The 20,419-nt window shown below is 42.4% G+C and carries 12 protein-coding genes and 1 pseudogene; 3 read left to right on the top strand and 10 right to left on the bottom strand.

From position 1 onward, the window contains the following. The first annotated feature begins 31 nt into the window (after positions 1-31). A complete protein-coding gene (locus ACGHVY_RS20530; RefSeq protein WP_390601210.1) occupies positions 32-1,792 on the top strand; it encodes a glycoside hydrolase family 3 protein in 1,761 nt (586 codons plus the stop codon). 11 nt (positions 1,793-1,803) lie between these two features. After that, positions 1,804-3,069 carry a GDSL-type esterase/lipase family protein gene (locus tag ACGHVY_RS20525; protein WP_308743985.1) on the top strand — a complete coding sequence of 422 codons (1,266 nt, stop codon included), beginning with the start codon at positions 1,804-1,806 and terminating at the stop codon, positions 3,067-3,069. A gap of 112 nt (positions 3,070-3,181) precedes the next feature. On the opposite strand, the gene ACGHVY_RS20520 is transcribed toward ACGHVY_RS20525, so the two are convergent. From ACGHVY_RS20520 to ACGHVY_RS20475, 10 genes and pseudogenes are all read right to left on the bottom strand, one after another. After that, entirely contained in the window at positions 3,182-5,314 is a 2,133-nt protein-coding gene (locus ACGHVY_RS20520) for a cation:proton antiporter (protein WP_390601207.1), read from the bottom strand. Between the two features lie 201 nt (positions 5,315-5,515). After that, positions 5,516-5,683, bottom strand: a pseudogene (locus ACGHVY_RS20515) (MmcQ/YjbR family DNA-binding protein); the annotation flags it as partial. Positions 5,684-5,923: 240 nt separating this feature from the next. After that, complete coding sequence (locus ACGHVY_RS20510; RefSeq protein WP_390601205.1) at positions 5,924-7,417, bottom strand: DUF4998 domain-containing protein; 1,494 nt, start codon at positions 7,415-7,417, stop codon at positions 5,924-5,926. A 16-nt stretch (positions 7,418-7,433) separates the two neighbouring features. Then, positions 7,434-8,837 carry a DUF4959 domain-containing protein gene (locus ACGHVY_RS20505; protein ID WP_390601203.1) on the bottom strand — a complete coding sequence of 468 codons (1,404 nt, stop codon included), beginning with the start codon at positions 8,835-8,837 and terminating at the stop codon, positions 7,434-7,436. 31 nt (positions 8,838-8,868) lie between these two features. Continuing rightward, positions 8,869-10,809 carry a RagB/SusD family nutrient uptake outer membrane protein gene (locus ACGHVY_RS20500; RefSeq protein WP_390601201.1) on the bottom strand — a complete coding sequence of 647 codons (1,941 nt, stop codon included), beginning with the start codon at positions 10,807-10,809 and terminating at the stop codon, positions 8,869-8,871. Between the two features lie 10 nt (positions 10,810-10,819). Next, the gene (locus tag ACGHVY_RS20495) at positions 10,820-14,233 is read right to left on the bottom strand and encodes a SusC/RagA family TonB-linked outer membrane protein (protein ID WP_390601199.1); all 3,414 of its coding nucleotides are present in this window, start codon (positions 14,231-14,233) and stop codon (positions 10,820-10,822) included. Between the two features lie 306 nt (positions 14,234-14,539). Beyond that, on the bottom strand, positions 14,540-15,772 hold the full coding sequence (locus ACGHVY_RS20490; RefSeq protein WP_390601198.1) for a FecR family protein: 1,233 nt from the start codon (positions 15,770-15,772) through the stop codon (positions 14,540-14,542). A gap of 55 nt (positions 15,773-15,827) precedes the next feature. Further along, the gene (locus ACGHVY_RS20485; RefSeq protein ID WP_390601196.1) at positions 15,828-16,328 is read right to left on the bottom strand and encodes a sigma-70 family RNA polymerase sigma factor; all 501 of its coding nucleotides are present in this window, start codon (positions 16,326-16,328) and stop codon (positions 15,828-15,830) included. Between the two features lie 127 nt (positions 16,329-16,455). Beyond that, positions 16,456-16,956 (bottom strand): thioredoxin family protein, encoded by a 501-nt coding sequence (locus ACGHVY_RS20480; protein ID WP_390601195.1) that lies wholly within the window; start codon positions 16,954-16,956, stop codon positions 16,456-16,458. Between the two features lie 324 nt (positions 16,957-17,280). Beyond that, entirely contained in the window at positions 17,281-17,916 is a 636-nt protein-coding gene (locus ACGHVY_RS20475) for an HU family DNA-binding protein (RefSeq protein ID WP_308743989.1), read from the bottom strand. Between the two features lie 344 nt (positions 17,917-18,260). Here ACGHVY_RS20475 and ACGHVY_RS20470 point away from each other — a divergent pair, with 344 nt between their 5' ends. Further along, positions 18,261-20,354 carry a BT4734/BF3469 family protein gene (locus tag ACGHVY_RS20470; RefSeq protein WP_308743990.1) on the top strand — a complete coding sequence of 698 codons (2,094 nt, stop codon included), beginning with the start codon at positions 18,261-18,263 and terminating at the stop codon, positions 20,352-20,354. Positions 20,355-20,419: the final 65 nt, after the last annotated feature.

Genomic DNA, 20,419 nt, shown 5'->3' with positions numbered 1-20,419 from the left:
TTGTAACATGAAAAACAAAGTGAAATGAATTATGAAAAACTCTTTTTTAATAGTTACTGCTACATTGCTTGTATCCGTGTTCTTTTCTTGTACAAAAGAAAGAGTGACAGCCGGTTCGGTTAATGAGGTTTATGAATTTCAGTCGGTAGATTCCACTTGGAAACTTTTGACTTTGCGTGAAAAGATAGGGCAGACAATGTTAATGCTACCTGATCGTAAGAAAGAATTGGATTTGGGAGACGGCTCATTGGAGATGTACTTCAAACGTTACCCGGTTACAGGTTATTTTATGGGGTGGAAGTTGTTTACAGGAGTTCCGGAGGAAGAGCGGGTTGATTTTGTGCGTAGTTCTGTCGAGGAATATCAAAAAGCATCAGAGCTTCCTTTATTGTTTCAACAGGATTATGAATCGGGAGTAGGACTTCAAGGGATGACTCCTTTTCCGAAAGAGATGGCACTGGGAGCCGCAAATTCTCCGGAGTTAGCTTATAAATATGGTAAAAGTGTAGCATTGGAATGTCGTTCGTTGGGTATAAACTGGGTGTTACATCCTGTTGCAGATTTAAATATAAATCCATTGAATCCTATTGTAAATACACGTTCAGTTTCGGATGAACCGGAAAAAGCGGTTTGTTTGTTGTCCGAACAAATAAAGGGGTTGCAGGATAACTCTGTTGCCGCTACAATCAAACATTTTCCGGGAGATGGGGTTGATTATCGTGATCAGCATTTGATGACAACTGTCAATTCCTTGTCTGAAGAAATGTGGAAGCAATATCATGGAAAAGTGTTTGCCGAGTTGATTAAAAAAGGAGTTGCATGCATCATGCCTGGACATATAACTTTACCTTTCTATCAGAAAGAAAAGATAAATGGTTATCTGCCTCCGGCAACTTTATCTCATGAGCTATTGTCCGGGTTATTGAAAAAAGAAATGCATTTTAACGGGGTCGTGGTATCGGATGCAATGACAATGGCAGGCTTCCGGGGCTGGTATAAAAATGATTTGGAAGGGCAAGTTGCCAGTTTTTTAGCCGGGGTAGATATATTGTTGTGGCCTTCTTACGAATACATGGATACGGTAGAAGTACGGATTCAACGTGGTGAAATTCCAATGGAACGGTTGGATGATGCTGTTCGCCGTGTTTGGGCAATGAAAGAACGTTTTGGGTTATTAAATAAAAACAGGGAGTTGATACGTCCTGTCTCAACAGAAGAAAAGGCTGAAATACGGGAAGCTGCCAAAGAGATAACAGAGCGTTCCATAACTTTAGTACGGGATGAAGATCATAAGTTACCACTTTCTTTGGAAAAAGATAAAAAGCTGTTATTGGTGGCTGTAACTCCCGTAGCTCATAAAGGTAATGACCGTGACTTTAAGCGATTACAGAATTTGCGGGATGAGTTTGTGAAGAATGGTTTTGAGGTTGATTTCCGCCGTAATATACTTTATGAAGATCAAGGTTGGCAGGATAATGCGACTGAAGTGTATGATAAAGTAATCTTTCTGGTGGCACGGAATACTCATGCTCCATTTGGCCCGCTTCAATTATGGGACGATGAGGCTCAGTCCGTATGGGCTGCCAATTCTATGGACAAAAGTAAAGTGATTGTTATTTCATTGGGTAGTCCTTACATTGGAAATGAATATTTTGAACGTGTCAAGACTTATATAAATACCTATTCGAATGATGCTTCCACTCATTCTGCTTTATTACGGATATTGTTGGGACAGCTTCCGTTCAAGGGTAAGTCACCGGTCAATCTAGAGCATAAACTGTTTACATTTTAATCATTATACTTATGAAGAAATTTTTATTTAGTGGAATTATAGCTTGTCTTATCGGGTTTTGTTTCAGTTGTACTACAACAGAAGACTCTGCAGGGTTGCAGATGCGTGCAGGACTTCCTAATTTTAATTATAAGATACAAAAGAATGAACCTGTATCTGTTGTTTTTTTGGGTGGAAGTATAACAAATCATCAAGGATATAGAGTGCAGATTACTGATTGGCTCAAGCAACAATATAGTAATGTACAGTTTACGTCAATAAATTCCGGAATTGGTGGGACCGGGTCCGATTTGGGTGTGTTCCGTACAGAACGGGACGTATTGCAATATCATCCGGATTTGGTATTTGTCGAATTTGCTGTGAATGATGCCAAAACAGACTCCTTGGTGATTGCTCATTCCATGGAAGGAATTGTGCGTAAGATCTGGCATCATAATCCGCATACGGATATATGTTTTCTCTATACGCTAAATGAACCAATGTTGGACGACTTGAAATCAGGAAAGAATTACCGTTCTGTGCGGTATATGGAGACAGTAGCAGACTATTATGATATTCCGTCTGTTAATTTTGCCGATGATGTTTTGGAATTGTTGAATGAGGATAAGTTGGTTTTTAAAGGAGATTCAAAAAAGGAGTATGGTGGTAAGATTGTGTTTACGAATGATGGGACACATCCTACTTATGATGGCGGACATCCTATATATACAAAGACACTGAGCCGCTCCCTGTTACATATGAACAAGGCGCAGGAAAAGGCACATGCATTGAAAGCTCCGTTGTATCCGGGTAATTATGAGAAAGCTAAAATGATTCCCGTAACAGAGTTTGAACATTCCGAAGGTTGGAAAGTACTCTCGAAAGATGATAAAGCCTTTTCAAATTTTCAGGGAGACCAAAAAGCATTGCCGGTTGTTCTGGAATCCTCGGATTCGGAAGATTTTGTGAAAGTACGTTTTAAGGGGATTCGAGTTGGAGTGTTTGATTTAATCGGCCCCTCATCCGGAGGAATGACAGTAGAGATAGATCAGAATGATCCTTCCTATATCCGTAGGTTTGATAAATATTGCGGAGATCGTAATCGTACTAATTATTGTCTGTTTGAATCCTTGAATGAAGAAGAACATACAGTAATTATTCGTCCGGATAATAGACGTTTTGAGAAGGCGGAAATCTACAAGATGAATCCGAAGCGAATAAAGGAAACTGAATATTTCAATGAGTTTAATACATATCTCGGCTATATTCTTTTAGTGGGTGATATTATACAAAATTAATGGTGCAAGACTGATAGTATAAGGCTGTTATTGTAGTCAAACTATAAATTAGATTACAATAATAGCCTTGTTCTTCAAACGCTATAAATTTATGCTCGGAATATGTCTCTTATCAGCTCTTCTTAAACCATTTATAAACCCATTTGCCCACTTTCTCATAATGTTGTGTTTCCGTATCGGTGTATAATTTGGAGAAGAAGGAACTATCCAGCGGTTCTCCCGATTGATTGGGGTATAATACAATCAAGCTGTTATTAGAGAAATATTTGCCTAATTGTCTCGGCAGTTTCTCGAACGAACTGTCATAAGAAAGCGTTCCGGGACGTGCGCTGATAATGACTAACAGATGGTCGTAGCTTACTTGTCCTGTCAATACCAGTAAGTCGTTCCAGTCCTCCAGAAGAGAAAAATCGGTCAGTACTTGTTTATACCTCTTCTTTATCCATGCTTGCAGGCGTGCGGTTGTCTTTTCGTTCGCGAAGAAATGTACACGACAACCGAGCGTACTTCCCATCCGGCAGAAATGCTCCATCCATCGTGGAAAGCCGTATTCATATTCAGCTTTTGGGGGCACGGCAATAACGATTCGCTTTATCGTATTGACCGGTATCAGGAATTTGGAGATGATTATTTCACAGTTTAACCCCTTCAGCAGGTTTTCGGCAAGTATTCCGAAGTATGAATCGGTGATGTTTACCTTGCGGTGCAAACCGGTGATAATGCTCGTCACCTCATTTTCTTTCACGGAATGGATTATGCCGGAAGCGATATTCAAGTCATAACGGGTGAGCTGTTTCAGCGATACATTGGCGGCTGTTGTTGTCATGGCGGCTTTTTCCAAGTAGTGCCTGCTTCGCATCCTTAGGTTATCTGAGGTGGTATTGTTATCATTGATAACATTCAGTGCCAGCAAGTTGTCTTTCAGTTTCGTATCGCGTATCACTAAAGAAAGGTTCATCATATCCTCAATCGTGTTCGGATTGGCAAGAGAAATCAGGATCTTTTCCGTTTCTGTCGACGACTCTTTGCCTGTTTCCGAGTCGTCCATGGCTACCTTTCCGGCTGCTCGCTCGGTTATCAGAGAGCTGACTATGCAAGTGACAAGTATCAACAGGACTGTTCCGTTCAACACGTCATCATTCAGCAGACGTTCGCCACCAGGCAGGATTATGTTGTACCCCACCAGCACTGCCGCCAGTGTCGCTGCCGCCTGTGCATTACTCAAACCGTACATCAGGTTCCGTTCGAGAACTGACATCTTGTATATCTTCTGTGTGAGCCAGCAAGCAATCCATTTACCCGTCAGTGCCATTACAATCATAACGGCAGCCACTTTCAGCGCATCCCCATGTCCGAAGATGACACGCAGGTTAATCAACATTCCCACTCCGATAAGGAAGTAAGGAATGAAAAGTGCGTTGCCTACAAATTCCAGATGATTCATCAATGGAGAAACGTGTGGAATGAGCCGGTTCAGTACCAACCCAGCGAGAAAAGCGCCTAAAATACCTTCCATACCTACAAACTCCATAAGCCCCGCCCCTAGAAAGACCATGGCAAGGACGAAAATGAACTGCATCACATTGTCATTGTACCGATGAAAGAACCAGCGGCCGATACGTGGGAAGAAATAGATGATAAGTCCGCCCAGGAAGATAACCTTCACTACCAGCCATATCCAGAAGAACCCACCGGTCTCTCCTTTGAACAGACCGCCTATAACCGCCAGTACGAGCAAAGTAAGTGTATCCGTCACCGCTGTTCCGCCTACCGCTATGCTTACGCTTCGATGGCGTGATATGCCGAAACGGGTGACGATGGGATAGGCTACCAGCGTATGGGAAGCATACATACTGGCTAGCAGTACGGAAGTGACGACGCTGTATTTCAGATAAGAGATATTTGCCACAAACCCGATTCCGATGGGGATGATAAAAGCAAGCAATCCGAGGACTAGCGCCTTGTTTCGCGTCTCTTTGAAATCCCCCATATTCATTTCAAGACCGGCCAGGAACATGATATAATAAAGTCCTACTTTCCCGAACAGTTCAAAGCTGCTGTCGCGTGCCAAAATATTGAAACCATGTTCGCCGACCGCCAATCCTGCCAGAATCATGCCGATAATGTGAGGGATGCGGAGCTTGTTCAATAAGATAGGAGCAAACAGTATGATGAGAAGTACAAGGAGAAATATCCATGTAGGGTCGGTTATAGGGAATGTTAAATCAAGGCCAATCCAATCCATAATTTGATGAGTTCATGATATTTGTTGCGCAAAATAACCTAAAAAAATGCTTTTAAAAAAGCGATAACTAATAAAAGATTGTTTTATTCTTTACCATATATCTTTTATCTTTGCAAGAATTAAAAACTAAACAGGATTTCAAGAAGATGAAAACAGCATTATTAGCAGTAGGAACCTTGTGTTTCATGGCAAGTTGTACATTGGAAATGATAATATGTCAGCCCAGAATCTTCCATCCTTAGGGCGTAAAGAAGCAAAAGTGAACATTTTGTCCATAACCTTAAAAACTAAGGTGTGTTCACCAAATGGCATACATTCTATTGCTTCCTTAACCGACAAGCAATATTCTCTGTAATCTTCGATATTCATGATTTCTCCTTTTTCAAGAGACAAACATACATGAAATCTGAGGATTTCACATAACTTTTTGTGATTTATAACCTTTTGAGGAGAATTGGAAGCATTTGGGTTGCCGTCATTTAAATGATTCGGCAGTTACTGGGCAAACACTGAATTTATAGATTCCCATTTGTAAAGTTAATAACAAAGAAGGTACACTCCCCAATAGTGAAGTGTACCCTCTCTTGTCATTGTAAGACAGGTGGAAAATCAATAAAGTCCTATTTCAGCTAAACTTATATTATAAGTTGATACTGAATGTGGTGTGGAAATCATAACTTTTACATACTGAGCTTGTTTACCTCCCTTTACAAATGGGATAATATTCACCTCTCCGGTGCTATGGCCGATTTCCAATTCTTCTAGATAAGTGGCGTTTTCCCAATTTTCGGAATCTTTGGATACGAATATCTTGATTATACCGGGACACCAGGAACGTTTGTTCTCATTATCGAAGTAGGTTTGTACAAGTTTCAGACCTTGCAGACATCTTTCAGTTTTTAAGTCCAATGTCAGTGAATAAGTTGTCAGTTCTTTCGTACCCGCAGGCTCCCAACTTGTATTTGTATCATTATCAGTTAGATATTCCAAGTACGATTTATAATTTTCAGCATCCTCAGGTGAAGAAGTAAACTTCAAACCTGACAGGTCAAGGAATGAATAATCGGGAAGAGATGTCCGACCTTTTTCATCAATGTATTCAGCCTGTGCCAGAGTAGGATAATGTTTATTGTAACGCTCTACTATAAAATCAGGATTTAATTCATGTAGCGTTTTTAAAACAAAATCACTTAATTCTGCATCATATACTTTGCTCTGAGCCGTTTCGGAATCATTCACTAAATCGTCACGGATATAGCGGTGTTTGCCTAACACAAGTTTTTTCAGATTTGGTAGGTGCAATAAATCTGAGAAACTACCGATAGTCCAGTCAAAACTGATTTCTTCGACAGTGGACGCCCAAGCATCCGGAATATCTTCATCGAACCCGAACTGACGTTTCATTTCTTGTTTGAAATCAGCATTGAATAATCTTATATTTTCAAGTTCTGTTGGGGCAAATACTATTTCATCATTACAGCCTGGGATACGCCCGGAACGGTAAAGTTCCACCGGTTGGGACATATCTATTGCATCGGGCAGCAAATAATAAAGTTGATTAACCAATTGCTCGTCCAGTTCAATTCGTCCGGCGCTACCATCTGTTTTGGTATATGTCAGATGAGCTTCTATAACATTCTCCTCCCATCCCTGAAAGAGGAGAATCAGGCGATCTTTTAGAAAATAATGGTTGGATACAATCTGTGTGAACGATTGTATCATCTCATGACTAGCTGTATACGGTCGACCGTAACTCGTACTTTTTAAAGAAGTGTTTCCTTCTTTGTCAACCGAGCAAACTGTCACTTCATAATTGCCGTCTTCCAAATCCGGAATATTAAACTCGGCTGTTTCTCTGTCCAGTAATTGTTCTTTTATAACTCCGTCTTTCGACCAGGTGACTTTTATTTTATCAATAACCGGATCTGCGCTGTTTGTCCAACTGACGATCAATCTGTTCCATCCGGGTTGGACGGTCAGATCCATACATTTGCCGAGGTAACGGATGGGGCCATCTCCTGCATAGTCTTTATAAGTATCTTCCAGAGACTCGCAAGATACCATCGTTAATATAGCCATTAATAATCCTATGTATTTTTTCATGTCTGTTCTCCTCTTTTTAATCTTTATCAGAATATATTTCAAGTTCGTGGAAAGTCAGATATTTGGTCTGCTTGTTCGTCGTATCATCACGTTCGTAAATTGATGGATACATATTGTATGTTCCATTAAATTTGATCTTCAAATAGCGGAACCCTTCTTTTTGTATATCAATATTGATACTCATTGATTTATAAATCGGGCTGGCGCCTTCTAACAAACTTAATGTTCCGAAGCTGTCAGCCTTCTTGACACCTCCACAAGTTGCTGCATGATAAGTCCAGCGTTCATCATCGCTTATATCCGGATTGTCTTCAAATGAACTAACCACTTCCCATTTTAAATTATCCCAATCAGAACCGGAAACATCTTGCCTGCAACCATAAACAGTTATCGAACAAGGCAGTTTATTCATTAAATAACGTTTGAAATACTGTGGTCCCTGATAAGAAGCGGAAGTGCTGCTTCCTCCCCAATCAATAAAAGATTTCGCACTAAAAGAATATGTGCCGACATGGCGATAAGCGTAGAACCGGATTTCTGATACCGGGCGCATCTTTTTCAAGTCAATATACATCGGTTCAGAACTTTCGCCGACCCCATTTTCGCGTGAAAGGAAAGTATAATAATGGTGAGAGTTTTGGGTTTGGAACCATGCTGTTCCTTTCGTATCTCCATCCGTCAGATATTGAAGTCCTATTTTCTCTTCCGGTATTTCCAACGAGTTGTTATAGATAACATCAAAATTGGTTGGTTCAAGCTTTTCCACATTGAATGCTTGAATATTCTCCCATATTTTTTCTTTCACAATATATCCGCGATAATCTTCGGCACGTACTATAATAGTATTGTATGCACTTTTTTGCTGTGGAGTGTAATGTCTGACATCTTGTCCGGCATTTAACGGGAATGATTCGAGCAGTATCGTATCTTGTTGATTATCTAACGGATTGATTCCGAGATAGAATACATGAGCCATCCCCGTAGTTCCTTCTGGATTATTATATTCGAGTGTACATCCGTTCCAGCCTGATTTCACCTCTGCTCCGTTGATAAAACAAATCGGTGCAGAATCTAATGTGCTGAAAGTTATATCTATGGGGTGTGATTCCTCATTGTTACGTTTCAAGAACGATACTTGTGCCGGTATATCGCTTGTTTCTTCATTGAACCCTGTTATTGTTAATAAGTCGGTTGAGTTACTGCCTGTCTTTAATATATTATTGCCATACACATCCTTGTAACGTACATTTATGGCTATTATGTCCGGGTCATCAGGTAGTTTGTAACGCAACACCGCACCGCCCATTGCTGGAGTAAACTCAAAAGCTCCGGCCGGCAAATCAACTGCAAATCCCTCTGATTCATCATTGCAGGAAACCAAGGTACAAATTGTTATTATTAAATAGATTAACTTTTTCATAACTGTTTTTGTCTTTAAATCAATTCAACGATTACCAATCGGGATTCTGAACACATCCTGAAATCATCACTTCTTCGCTGCCGATAGGGAAAAAATAGTCTCTTGGAGCGGTAAATCCCCGTTTCTTCCATACGATGACCGGTTCTTTATTGTTATTGTAGAATCGTTCTTCCGTATCTCCTATGATATTCCATCCATAGAGGGGGGCATTAAGTTCCTCATGAGCAGTCATCCAGCGGCGGAGATTATAGAATCTGCGTCCTTCGAAAGCAAACTCGATGTTCCACTCCTGCCGGATAATCTCGCGCATACCTGCCTGTGTTTCTACTTTTTGAGGATTACGCGCATAAGTTTTCCATGCATCACGGACTTTTGCTATGCCTGCCCGTGTACGAACTTGATCTAGCGGGTCGTAAACGCGTTCATCTGGTTTGTCCAGATATTCGTTCCATGCCTCTGCCGATGCCAGCAACAAGTCGGGAAGCCGGAACAGGATATCTCCGGATTCAGAGGAACTATTTGCATAATAATCTTTTAAAGCTACATCTGCATTGTCGAATTTCTTCACATAATATCCTGTGAGACATTGCGGGATACTTGAGTCATAACGTTTGGAAGCAGTTCCCATTAATTGTCCTTGCAGGCATTCGCAGCGCATAGGCTCATTGGTGCTGTTTACACTTTTTTTATACCAGAAAGTGTTATGTGCTGCAATATTGGCATAAAAACGGGGTTCGCGTCGGCGGTGCAAACTCAGGATTGTTTCGCCCAACGGGACAATATTCTTATATCGTTCGTCACTTTCTGTTGTCATGGCATAACGGGAAGCTACCCATTGTTTGTCTTCAGTGAGGGGCAGACCATGTTCCGTATAATACATTTCCACCATTTTCATGGAAGCTCCGAATCCTCCTACGCAATATTGGTCATAATAATTCAGCTCTTCCTCTGGAAATCTGGGGTGATAGAACACGGGGGCTGAGAAGCGTTGGTGCCGTACACACAATAATACTTCTTTATTATTATAGTCATAATTCATACATGACTGCTGGATGTCTCGAATAGTATTCAACATAGGAGTCGGCCACTCGGTACTTCCTTTAACTAACTGTTTGCCGCCTTCCGCAGCTATTTTTAATGCTTCGTCGGCAGCTTCCGCAGCCTTTTTCCATTTCTCTTTATCGTATGCGGGGAACAGCCGTTCTCCATTTTTATTCACCATTTCCGACATCATTGTGTTTCCGTTGAATAATTTGGAAGCTGCATAAAGCAGTGTCATGGCTTTTAGGGTAGCTGCTCCTTCTTTAGAAAAATAAGCATAGTGGTTTTGTTCTTGCTCTTTATAATAAGGCAGTTTTGAGATGGCCGCATCGCAAAGTTCTACGATTGCATTCACCACTTCGTCGATTGGACGGCGCGGCTGTTGCATTTCTTCAATAGGGGCTGCTGCGTTGATATTCTCGGGAACCAAAATAATGGGACCGTAGCGGCGCATCAGTTCAAAATAATATTGTGCTTTCAATGCTTGTATCTCAGCACGCCACAGATCTTTTTCTTCCTGCAACATATTGTACACGCCGTCTATATGGCTGAGAAACAGGTTGCAATAGCGGATACCACCATAAAATTTCGTACTTTTCCACACATCGCCATAAGGAGACTGGGCCATTTGTATGCCATCGGCAATCATCAATCCCGGCATACTGTTGGGATTGGTCAAACGGATATAGTCATCGGCCACTACTTCATCCGCCCCCCAAAAGGCCGGACAAGCATTGATGTCGGAGATATCCATGGTTATCATAGAATAGCATGTCTTGAACCATGCGTAAGCATCTTCCCGTTTTTCGAAGGTCGTTTCAATCGTTTCGATATCATTGTCCGGCACTACATCCAGATAACCCTTACAGCCGGTGAGAGAGACGGAAGAGACGAATAATAAACTGTATATGATATTTTTTGTTTTCATCATTATGCTGTTGTTAAAAACTAATGTTTAAACCCATAGAGTATGTTTTCTGAATAGGATAATTGAAACCATTTTCACCTAGTTCAACGTCCCATACTTTGAAGTTCGTAAAACAGAACGGATTGTTTGCGCTGACGAATAGTTTTACATTCTGCATTTTCCATCTGTGCAGTAATTTTTTAGGCAGATTGTATGCTAACTGAAGTGAAGTGCAACGCAAAAAGCTACATTCGCGCATGAAATAAGTACTTTTACGTACTTCTGCTCCGCTATACCAGTCTTCCTGTGGATTATGCGTAATGATATTCTGCGGAGAAAGACGTGGCCAGAATGGTTTTGATGTCATATTATCCTCAGACCAATGGTCTTCATAAATAGCTGTCAGCATGGCATGATCACCATAGAATGGGGAAATGGACTTTGGATTCATAAAGAAAGTACGTTTGCCGGAACCTTGAAAAGCAAAACTGAATTCAAAGTTTTTGTAGTTCAGGAAACCGCTGAAGCCGTAAATCATTCTCGGGGTTTCCGGATAACCAATGTAAGTAGCATCCGCTACGGTGATTACTCCATCGCCATTCAAGTCGCGGTATTTGATATCTCCCGGCATAACATCACCGTCTTGACGGGGAGAGTTATTGATTTCAGCCTGGTCGCGGAATACTCCTTCAGCGATATATCCCACAGCCTGACTGATTTCTTTGCCCACCATACGTTGCCAGGCCGGTTTGTTGGTAGCTTCCTCGATTTCTTTATAAATAACCTTATTATAAGTAGCCGTAGCATTTAAAATCAGCCAAAAGTCATTATTGAACTGATGTTGTATTTTGGCTGAGAGGTCGATTCCTCGTGAGCGTGTCTTGCCTATGTTGTCCAGTGGGGCTATTTCTATACCTACGTTTGCCGGAATCACATAACGGTTGGACAGAATATTGTGGCGGACTTCCTGATAGAGGTCTGCTTGTATCTCCAGCAGTCCTTTAAAGAATTTGGCTTCAATACCTAGGTTGGCTTGTTCAGCTATTTCCCACTGGATATCATCGTCACCGTAGAAATTTACAATTTTACGGGAACTTGAACCTGAAGTCTTATAAGCTTCCACGTCTTTTGTCGTGCCGGCACTGGTTGAACCGATGTCTTGCAAATATACATAACGTGGAGTGGAGATGATGCCGTCGTTACCGACTTTCCCCCACGAGAAACGGAATTTTAAATAAGAAAGCCAGTTGGAAACCGGACGCATCCATTTCTCACTGGAAGCCACCCATGCTGCTCCCAAAGCAGGAAAAACTCCCATACGGTTACCTTCCGCAAAGCGTTCGGAACCGTTGTAACCGACACTGACTTCGCCGAAATAACGGTCTTTATATCCATATGAACCACGTCCCGAATAGGTCAGGTTACGTTGCGGCATTCCGTTCAGTACAGATGATATGGGAGTAAAGGTACGTTCGTAAGCCTGGACAACTCCTGTTAATGATGTCTGATGATCACCCCAGGCTGCTGTATGATAGACCCGTCCCTCATAAGTGACACGCGTATCTGTGCTATTGCTGTTTCCGCCTACTCGCAGTGTTTTCGAGGCCGTTGAGTTTCCTACTCCTGCCAGTGTGTGTGTACCGGTCTCAAAATCATACTTTTTCAGATAGTATTTGTAAGGACTGGTGGTAAAGGTATTGTCATAGTAGCCCGACTGCACATAGGAAGCACTTAAACGGACCTCCAGACCTTTGACCAGAGAGCTGAGGTTATGGATATATTCTGCCTTGTTGGTTGTGGAGTATCGGGTACGTTCCTTATAACCTTGCTGGTTCATCATGTAAGGGTTGGTAGCTCCGGCAGCAGTTGTACCGAAACGGATATGTGGCCAGCTATAGTTTTCATCGGCAGGATATACCGGAGCGAAATCTACCGGAGAAGCGTTAAAGGCATATGAGTAGGCGGCAGACTGATCGGTTACCGGACCATGATATTTATCTATATTAGTGGCCGAGTTGATGACTAACCGTATGCCCGATGTCAGGTTGATATTCAGATTGGTGCGAAAACTAACCTGGTTGTTAGTGATGTTGCAGTCAAAATCGTTTAGCTTGTCAGACTTCAGCATACCTTGATCCCGGTTATAATTGACAGAAGCATAATACTGTATTACTTTGGAGCCGCCACGGATAGTGACACCGGCATGATGATTGATACTCTGTCCTTTAAACAAGATATCATACCAGTCGTTGGCTGGATAAACCCAAGACGGATATCTGCCGGAAGCTGTACGGTTGATATGCTCTACGCTATATTTAGGAGTTCCGGCATTGGAACGTCCCATGATGGCCTGGTTATACATTTTCATGTAAGTGATGGGGTCTACCACATCAATTTCCTGCGTCGGTTTGCCGACAACCATCTCGTAGCGTGCAGTAGTATAGACGCTTCCTTCTTCTCCCTTTTTGGTGGTGACGAGAATCACCCCGTTAGCACCGCGTGCACCATACATTGCTGTTGCGGAAGCATCTTTCAAGACACTGAAAGATTCAATATCTTCTACTGCCAGGCGGGACAGTTCCAACTTGGAAGATTCTACTCCGTCGATTAATATCAGCGGGTCGGAATTGGCGCTGGACTGGAATGAGGTGATACCACGTACATAAAATTTCGTATTCATCTCATCTTCCGTCAGAGCTCCCGGCAGTCCGCCGGTCTGCCAGGCTATCATTCCGGGGATTTTTCCGGCAAAGCTTGAGGTTAAATCGCTATTTGAAGTTTTCAGTTCACCCGGACGTATGGTAGTAATGGCAGATACCACGCTTTCTTTTTTTTGTGAGCCGAAAGCTACAACTGTCACTTCATCTAGATTTTTGGAAGAGGGCTCCAGGCTGAGGTTTAGTGTCGTCTTTCCTTTTACGGGGATTTGCTCGGTTTTGTAGCCGATGAACGAGAAGTCCAACACGTCATCCGGTTTCACCTTTACTGTGTAACGTCCGTCAAGATCGGTCATGGTTCCCTGCTTCGTTCCGTGAATTTTGATATTAACTCCCGGCACGGGAACCCCGTTTTCGTCTACTACTTTTCCCTGTACTTTAATGGTCTCTTGTCTGGGCTCTGTCGTGCGGTTGGCCTCTTGGGATGTCACCGTAATAAATTGCTTGTCGATGGTATACTCCAATGGTTTGTTACCAATAATTTGTTTCATGGCATCGTGAATGTCTTTTGCACGAATTGTTCCATTCACGCCATATTTGTTCACATCTTCCGTGATGAACATGATTTTGTAGTCTGTCATCTTTTCCAAGCGTTTGAATACTTGGGGAAGCCGCTCGTTTTTCACTTCAAGCACGATTTCCTTATCTTTCCCTTTTTGGGCGATCATTGTGATCGGACGTAATTGGATAAGCAGGAAGGCTAAAATGAAAATAACTGAAAACTTTCTCATAAACTATTAACATTATATAATTAGACCTTTATTGTTAAATCGGAATCCTCTAACAATAAGACACCCCTAAAAACGATTTTTTTTCAAAAAAAGATTGATAGGTCGAGAAATGCTAGCATTAGTTTATGATTGGGGAAGTGGGTTGCTCATTCTGAAAGCATCAGTGAAAGATGTAAAGTGTAAATAATTGTAAAAAGAATAGAGTATTAACAGAATAGGAATGTGCTCCCGATATCCGCATAGAGAATACGGGTATCGGGAAAGTAATAATTCCATTAATGAGTATGATATGAAGCAGCGGAGAAATTATCGGATATATACGGTGTTTCCGCTTAATGTAGCATGTATCTTTTTCATGCGGTTTAATAAGCTTATTGCCCGTTCCAGTGTTTCGTTGCGTACACAGAAATATCGGATATGCATGTCCATTAGTTCTTTATTCTCAAACACAACATTGATGTTGTACCAGCGGCCAAGTTCTTGGGTCACATCCACCAGTGGCATATTGTCGAAGTAAAAGTAGCCGTCTTTCCAATAAACATAAGAGTCCGTATCAACATTTCTTATAACAAAGGATTCATTCTCACGCCATTGGGCATCTTCACCAGGATTCAGGCAGGCTGAATGCTCCCTGTTCTTGCTGTCGCTGACTTTCACCCGTCCGTTAATTAGAGTTACGTGAGAATCACGGGATACATAATTGCGTACATTCAGTTCCGTACCCAGTACCTGTATCTGCATGCGGTCTGTACAAATAATAAACGGACATTCCGTATTTTTCGCTACTTTGAAATAAGCTTCGCCTTTCAGGCGGACTAACCTGTTTTTGCCGGTAAACTGTGAAGGATATTCCAGACTGCTTTCTGCATTCATCCAGACAATAGTTCCGTCTTCAAGAGTGATTTTGAAGTCTTGTCCTCTCGGAGTGGAAAGGCGGTGTGTCTCAATATTTTTTTTCGATATATCAGGGCTGTTTTTGGCAGTATATGCTAATTCAAGCGTGTCTTTTTTGCTGAGTAATGTGCCCACTTCTTCCAAAACTTCTTCACGCGTGTCCCGTGCAAGGGCAATTCGGTTTCCTGTACTCGTTTGCAACGTCACTTGCTGTACACTGTCGATGGCTTGAAAGGCGATAATCTCATTTTTTGACAAAGGAGACCTTACTAGCCATGCATATAAGAAAATAAGGAGGAAAGATGCGGCTATTCCGGTTAGTGTCCCCCATAAGAAACGGTGTGATTTTCTGGAAGGGGAGATATGGGAAGGTATCGGATTTACGAGAGAATCGGGCTGTGTATTCGGAAATGGAATCTGGCGTTCTTTTTGTCGGAATACCTGCCATTCCTTTTCAACGTCGGGGGCATCATCATATTGACGTATCACGGCATTCTTACAATTTTGCAGTTCCCGACAGGCGCGCATGACTTCCTCATCCTGCATTAATAGTGCAAACTCCTCGTCGGACAGTTGCTTTCCGTCTTCCATCAATTTGACGATTTGTTCCAGTTTTTCTTCCTTTATATTATCTTTCTTATCCATTGATTCTGACAATCTGTTTGTTATATATCGTATTCTGTCCGTTTTTGTATACCGTTTATTTGCTTTTTTTAGCAATTACTGTTCTAAATGCTTTCAAAGCGTTAACGATGTGTTTTCGTACGGCACTGACGCTAATGCCAAGTTCACTGGCTGTCTCACTATAAGTTTTCTTTTGGAAGTAGCACATTTCGAGGATTGTACGGGTTTTGGGAGTGAACTTGTCCAGCATACAGTACATCTGTGAGATTTGTTGTTCCATTTCCTCATACGTGTCATCTTCACCACTTTCGTTATACATATACATATAGAAATCTGCGTATCGTGCTTTGGCCGCTTCATGACGGAGGTAGTCAACGCATTTGTTGCGTACCAGAGAATACATATAACTGGTAAGATTAAACTGTTCTTTCTGACGGGAAAAAGCCCATGTCTGTTCAAAGGCATCGCCTACAATATCCCGACATACTTCCTTTTCACCTATCATTTGAAAGGCAAAATAATAGAATCGGGAATAGTTTTCCTTAAAAAATAGCTCAAACTCAGTCTCTTTTTCCAATACTCCGAACGTTTTGATTCCTTATTAATTCAGTTGAGAGTTGCGTGCAAAAGTAGTATTTTTGTCTTTATTTCAAAAGATTTTGGTGGAAAACCGAAAGAAGGAACCTGCCGGAAAAAGAAAAATGTCAGTTTCCTTTCTGTATGCGTTCTTTTTTGATGTATTCATCTTCTTCACCCAGTAATGCATTTTTTAGCTTGTCGGCAAAGGCCGTAACATAGGCTCCACCTATAAATTTGTTATAAAGGGTGCCATCCGGATTAATCAGTAGATAAGTAGGGTAAACTTTTACCCCGAATTTGTTTTTAATCATCTTACCGTCACCTGCTTTTTCCATATTGACTTTGATGGTGACGAACTGGTAATTCATGAAGTTTCCGATACGGGTGTCTTTGAAGGTGGTATTCAGCATTTTCTTGCAAGGAGCACACCACGAAGCGTAACAGTCTATAAATATACGTTTGTTTTCAGCTTTGGCTTTTGCCAGAGCTTGTTCATAAGAAATCTCCAGGAATTGAACACCTTTTCCTTCGTCATAGATCGTGTCTTTTTTCTGCAAATCATTATTTTGTGCAACCAGTGAGAGTGGTAGGACAGTAAATAATAATTGGATAAATACTTTTCTCATACTTTGATTTTTCTAATTACATTGGATTCTATTATTTAAATCGGATAGGTATGCCAATCGGACACCCCACTGATTATAAAAATAATCTTATTCCCCTTAAAAGAAGTATGAACAGCCGGAGTGAGTATGCAAGTGCAAGTACAAGTACACGAAAAAAATAGCAACTCTGAAAATATTCTTTCTCCAAGAAATATTTTTGTTGAATTTGCCCTCATACCCTCATAATCTGCTACAATCCCTTTATTCATCGTGGTTTCAGCTATGAGGGCAGAGCTTTTTAACCCTCTGAGGGTAAAAGTTGCCCTCAGGGGGAAAATTCCCTAATTAAATCGTAACTTGTTTATTATTACCATAATAGCCGTCTCCCGGTACATAAATCGGTTGCATCACGCCACCCTCATTTTTCAGCTTTCCTTCGTCGCGTAGCCGTCGGATATGTCTCATTGCCGTACTTCTTGCCATTCCGCAGAGATTTTGGAAGTCATATCTTCGCATGAACTGATGTGTCTGGAAATACTTCGTCAGTTGCCGGTCTATTTCGTCGTTTGTCGGTTGTGAGAAGTCCAGTCCCCCTTTCAGACTTTTGACTTTCAGTATTCCGAACTCATTTTTCAAAGCCTGGTCGGCACGAAACTGGATTGCTTTCAGTTTTATTTTGGTTGCTTTCCGTTTGGTGTCTATCGTCACGGGTTCCGTACACGTCAGGCAGGGGTGGAAGTAGCCGATGCCGTCCAGATGCACCTGTTTCCCGTCGGCCAATTCCTGTCCCAAAATGTGTGACAGTGCATCAAGCACGGCGGTTACATCCGTTTCAGTCAGCGAACAGCGTTCCTGAATACGGCGGCGCACTAAATCAGTCCCTATCGAACCGTTGTATTTAATACGCGGGTGTAGTGTTTTCTCTCCTTTTTCCTTGTCCGAAGGTTTCGGATTCTCATACCAATCAAATAATATTGCCATAGTCTTTTGTTTTTAAATACGTATTGTTATTATGTTATTTCTTATGATAGTATACATCAACGTATTAGGAAGCATCCGTTAACGGTTAATGCTTTGCAAGGGCTCACTGTTGTAAATAAACTTGTTCACATCTGTAGACCTGTTTGTCCACAGCCGACAGCTTGTTTATCCACAATAGTGAGCCCTTGACAACTACTAAGCAAAGATACGAAAAGAATAGGGCGAATACAAATAAAATACTAATATTAATCAGATAAAATACTTGTTTTTCAGAACTTTATAACGTACCTTTACGGGCGTTAAACGGCAAGCCGTATTGAAAGAATAAACAGGTAAAAAACAGGATGAAAATTACATTAATCAGACAAGACAACGGGAGCGGAAAAGAAACTCTGAGCGTTTGTGAGGCAAGTACATTGTTCGACAAAATGAAGACGGAGACAAAATCGGGATACATCACGGCTTTGCGAAATCTTATACCTTTAATGGAGGGCACGTATGGTCAGTACGAACATATAGACAAGCTGCCCTATATCTATTCCGCCGTGGAATATACCCGCACCAAAGACGGAGAACGAAGGATGAAACAATATAACGGACTGGTGCAACTGGAAGTGAAGCACTTGGCGGGTCTGTCCGAAATCGAGTTTGTGAAGCGGCAGGCGGCGCTGTTGCCGCAAACCTTTGCCGCTTTTTGTGGTTCCAGCGGTCGTAGTGTGAAAATATGGGTGCGTTTTGCCCTGCCGGATGCCGGCGGACTGCCTGAAAAAGAAACGGACGCGGAGTTATTCCATGTACACGCCTATTGGCTGGCGGTGAAATGTTATCAGCCGCTACTTCCTTTCGACATCGACTTAAAAGAACCGGTGTTGGCACAAAGGTGCCGGATGACACTGGATGAGGCTCCTTATTACAATCCGGACGCAGTGCCGTTCTGCCTGGAGCAACCGCTTTCCATGGCGGGTGAAGAGACTTTCCGGCAACGCAAACAGGGGGAAAAGAATCTTCTGTCGCGCCTGCAGCCGGGATACGAATCCTCGCGGACTTTCAAGAAAATTTATGAGGCTGCACTGAACCGTGCGTTTCAGGAAATGGAGGACTGGAAACGTGGGGACGACCTTCAGCCCTTGCTCGTGCGTCTTGCCGAACATTGTTTCAAGGCGGGTATCCCTGAGGAAGAGGCTGTGCGGCAAACACTTATCCACTATTATCGTGAGGAAGACGAGCAGACCATCCGCCTTGAGTTGCATAATCTCTATCAGGAATGTAAGGGGTTCGGCAAGAAAAGCAGTATCAGCAGGGAGCAGGAGACAGCTTTCCTGTTGGAAGAATTTATGAACCGCCGTTACGAACTTCGTTATAATACAGTGTTGGACGACCTGGAATACCGTCAGCGTGATTCCATCCATTTTTATTTCAAGCCTGTGGACAAGCGTGTGCGCAACAGTATTGCTATCTGTGCCCTGAAAGAGGGTATCAGCGCATGGGATCGCGATGTAGACCGTTTCCTGAACTCGGAATATGTCCCTTTGTACAATCCCGTCGAGGAATATCTTTATGAGGTGGGGCGTTGGGACGGCAAAGACCGTATCCGTGCGTTGGCAGGCCTGGTTCCTTGTGACAATCCGCATTGGCAGGAATTGTTCTATCGCTGGTTTCTTAGCATGGTAGCGCATTGGAGAGGGCTGGACCGGCAGCATGGAAACAATACTTCGCCCCTGCTTGTCGGCCCGCAAGGGTTTCGTAAGTCAACGTTTTGCCGTATCATCCTGCCGCCGGAACTGCGTTTCGGCTATACGGACAGCATCGACTTCAAAAGCAAGCAGGAGGCGGAGCGTTATCTGGGACGTTTTTTCCTGATAAACATTGATGAGTTCGACCAGATAAATGTCAGCCAACAGGGATTTCTGAAACATCTGTTGCAGAAACCGGTTGCCAACCTGCGCAAACCTCACGGCAACACTATCCGCGAAATGCGTCGTTACGCTTCTTTTATCGGCACGAGCAATCAGAAAGATTTGCTGACCGACCCCAGCGGCAGCCGCCGTTTTATCTGTATCGAAGTGACGGCTCCTATCAGCACGAACGTCACTATTAATTACAAACAGCTTTACGCGCAGGCGATGGAAGCCATCTATAAAGGAGAGCGTTACTGGCTGAACGAGGATGACGAGCAGATTCTGAAAGAGACGAACCGTGAATTTGAGCAGATAAGTCCGTTGGAACAGTTGTTCCATTGTTATCTTAGTCCGGTGGCGGAAGAAGAGGAAGGCGAGTGGCTGACCACCATGCAAATCTTGAGTTATCTGCAGACGAAGACACGTGATAAACTGGCTATCAATAAGGTATCGCAATTCGGGCGTACGCTCCGGAAATTGAATATACCCTGCCGGAAGTCTTACCGGGGGACGCTTTATCATTTGGTTAAGATAGAGTGACGGAAGGCAGGCACTCTGAGGGTATAAGCGTAAAACATGCATAAAAAACAGCTTGTATGATGCTA

Source organism: Bacteroides sp. f07 (assembly GCF_042854785.1).
Classification (GTDB): domain Bacteria; phylum Bacteroidota; class Bacteroidia; order Bacteroidales; family Bacteroidaceae; genus Bacteroides.
This window is presented reverse-complemented; position numbering and strand designations above follow the sequence as displayed.

Excerpts from the sequence above, each read along its gene's own strand:
- ACGHVY_RS20510 (WP_390601205.1), bottom strand. The coding sequence starts at position 7,417 with ATGAAAAAATACATAGGATTATTAATGGCTATATTAACGATGGTATCT.
- ACGHVY_RS20505 (WP_390601203.1), bottom strand. The coding sequence starts at position 8,837 with ATGAAAAAGTTAATCTATTTAATAATAACAATTTGTACCTTGGTTTCC.
- ACGHVY_RS20475 (WP_308743989.1), bottom strand. The coding sequence starts at position 17,916 with ATGGCAATATTATTTGATTGGTATGAGAATCCGAAACCTTCGGACAAG.
- ACGHVY_RS20530 (WP_390601210.1), top strand. The coding sequence starts at position 32 with ATGAAAAACTCTTTTTTAATAGTTACTGCTACATTGCTTGTATCCGTG.
- ACGHVY_RS20520 (WP_390601207.1), bottom strand. The coding sequence starts at position 5,314 with ATGGATTGGATTGGCCTTGATTTAACATTCCCTATAACCGACCCTACA.
- ACGHVY_RS20490 (WP_390601198.1), bottom strand. The coding sequence starts at position 15,772 with ATGGATAAGAAAGATAATATAAAGGAAGAAAAACTGGAACAAATCGTC.
- ACGHVY_RS20470 (WP_308743990.1), top strand. The coding sequence starts at position 18,261 with ATGAAAATTACATTAATCAGACAAGACAACGGGAGCGGAAAAGAAACT.
- ACGHVY_RS20500 (WP_390601201.1), bottom strand. The coding sequence starts at position 10,809 with ATGATGAAAACAAAAAATATCATATACAGTTTATTATTCGTCTCTTCC.
- ACGHVY_RS20495 (WP_390601199.1), bottom strand. The coding sequence starts at position 14,233 with ATGAGAAAGTTTTCAGTTATTTTCATTTTAGCCTTCCTGCTTATCCAA.
- ACGHVY_RS20525 (WP_308743985.1), top strand. The coding sequence starts at position 1,804 with ATGAAGAAATTTTTATTTAGTGGAATTATAGCTTGTCTTATCGGGTTT.
- ACGHVY_RS20480 (WP_390601195.1), bottom strand. The coding sequence starts at position 16,956 with ATGAGAAAAGTATTTATCCAATTATTATTTACTGTCCTACCACTCTCA.